A 2383-nucleotide genomic window follows, 5' to 3' on the forward strand; every position below is an offset into this window, starting at 1 on the left:
TCCCCGCCCCATTGGGCCCGATCAACGCGGTGATGCTCCCCGGCTCGACGGTGAAGGAGCAGCGGTTCACCGCCCGCAGGCCTCCGAAATCCTTAGTTAGATCGCGGACCTCCAGCAACGCCATCGCCTCCCTCCGAATCCTCCAGCTGGGCTCCTGACCTTCACCATTGCAGGGTCGGCCACTGCAGATCCACTACGCCCGGGAACTCCCCTAAGGGATAGATGAACTTAAGCTCGCCATTCTGCCATTGGGTGATGATGTAATCTCGCCCAATTGGCAAGCCCCGTTCGTCCCAGTAGAAATCCCCCATGATCGTCTTAACGGGGTTGTCCTTGGTACGCGTGGCCAGCCAGTCCCGGATCGCCTTGTTGTCGGTGGAGCCCACGGCCCGCACGGCCTGCTCAAGCCCCTGGCAGACGGCGAAGGGGATGGCCTCATCCTCATCGGGGATCCGTCCGTATTTCGCCTGGAACGCCTGAATGAAGTCCTGGTTGCTGAAGGGCTGGCCAGCCAGCAGCCCCACGTAGGGCACGAGGGGATGCCATGAGGCATGAATGATGATGCCGTTCACCGTGTCCGCCCCCAGCGCTTCCTTGAACTCAGCCTGCGTTCCCTGGGCTGTGTAGAGCACCTTCGGCTTGAAGCCCACCGTCTTCAATGCCCGCACGAACTGGATGATATCATCGGGGGAGCCGGAGGCGGCCAGCACTAAATCGGGGTTGCTGGCCTTGACCGCGTTCGCCAAGGTCAGCCAATCGGTGAAGCCCTCCGGCCACTTCTGGGTAAACACCACCTGGATGCCGGCCTCGGCCAAAAATCCCGGCGCCAGGTCGATCACCTTGTCCGTCCCCGGGATCGCCACCTTCCCTCCCAAAAGTCCGGTGGCGATGGCATTGCCGTAAAACTCATCGGCATGCACCACCGCGGCGGTCTTCGGGAATTCCCCTGCCGGGATGATCCCTTTGTCCCGATAAGCTGCAAGGGCTCGCAGAGGAGCGTTGCCGATGTACTCCACTGCGTTCTGCTGGAAATAAAAGATGTATTTGAACCCCCGCTCCCAGATGCGGAGCGCCCCGCCGGAGGGGATGGGGTAAACATACCCAGCCTTCTCCGCCACCGCCGAGGCGGCGAAATTCAGGCGGCTCGCGAACGTGCCCAAGAGCAGGTCGACCTTCTCCACGTTGATAAACCGCTCATACTGCGAGACTGTGACCTCGTTGTCCGAGCGGTTGTCCTCCACCAGGAGCTCGACGGGCCGTCCCAGCAAGCCCCCTTTCTGGTTGATCAGGTCCACGCAGAGCTGATACCCATCCCGATGTTTGGTCCCTGCGATCGCCAGATCCCCGGTGAGGGGGACCGAAAGGCCGATGCGGATGGGCTTGGCGGCAGCGGTCGGGGTCGCTGGGGCCGGAGTGGGAGTGGCCGCGGCTGGCGAGGCTACCGTTGGGGTAGCGGGCGCTGCGACAGGGGTTGGCGTCGCCCCCGCGCAGGCGCTGAAGAGAAGAGCCAAAACTGAAAGCGCAAGCCGAATTGACTTCATGGTCCACCTCCTTTCCTGCTGGGATTTGCAGAGACGGCATGGATCCGCTCGAAGGCCGAGCGATCCACAGCCGGCCTGTGGCTCAGCGCCAATGCATGACCATCAGCTTCAGCTCCGTCATCTCCTCAATGGCGTAGCGCACTCCCTCCCGGCCGAACCCGGAGAGCTTAACGCCCCCGTAGGGCATATGGTCCACCCGGAAGGTGGGCACGTCGTTCACCACCAGGCCACCGACCGCGATGTGCTCGAAGGCTTCTTCCACCAGCCGCAGGTCATAGGTAAAGATCCCTGCCTGCAGCCCGTAGTCGCTACGGTCCACCGCCCGAATGGCCTCCCGCGCATCCGTATAGCGGTAAAGGCCGATCAGCGGCCCGAAGACCTCTGCGCAGGAGACTTTCATGTCCTCCCGGATTGAGGCCAGAACAGTGGGCTCCCACAGGTTCCCTGACCGCTGCCCGCCGATCAACACCTTCGCCCCCCCTGCTATGGCCTCCTGAACCCATGCCTCGATCCGCTCGGCGGCTTCTCGGTCGATCACCGGGCCGACGTCCGTGGCCTCATCCAGGGGATCCCCCAGGCGGAGAGCGGCCACCCGCGTGAGGAGGCGGTCGACGAAGGCATCATAGATCTCGTCGTGAATGTAAACGCGCTGCACCGAGATGCAGGATTGGCCGGCATAGGTGAAGCCCCCCCAGGTCACTCGCTCGGCAGCGTAGTCGAGATCCGCGTCCCGATGGATGATCACCCCTGCGTTCCCCCCCAGCTCCAGGGTCACCCGCTTGCGGCCAGCGCGGGCCTTCAGCTCCCATCCCACCACCGGGCTGCCGGTGAAGGTCAACATG

2 protein-coding genes and 1 pseudogene are annotated in these 2383 nt (G+C 63.4%); all 3 read right to left on the reverse strand.

Annotated features, from left to right (window positions below):
• Nucleotides 1-118: pseudogene (locus ACFMO5_RS03495) on the reverse strand (ABC transporter ATP-binding protein); the annotation flags it as partial.
• Between the two features lie 43 nt (nucleotides 119-161).
• Complete coding sequence (locus ACFMO5_RS03500) at nucleotides 162-1541, reverse strand: amino acid ABC transporter substrate-binding protein (RefSeq protein ID WP_376791375.1); 1380 nt, start codon at nucleotides 1539-1541, stop codon at nucleotides 162-164.
• Between the two features lie 82 nt (nucleotides 1542-1623).
• The coding region (locus ACFMO5_RS03505) for an aldehyde dehydrogenase family protein (RefSeq protein ID WP_376791376.1) at nucleotides 1624-2383 on the reverse strand (760 nt) is incomplete at its 5' end.

Source organism: Thermoflexus sp. (assembly GCF_042408365.1).
In the GTDB taxonomy this organism is placed as follows: domain Bacteria; phylum Chloroflexota; class Anaerolineae; order Thermoflexales; family Thermoflexaceae; genus Thermoflexus.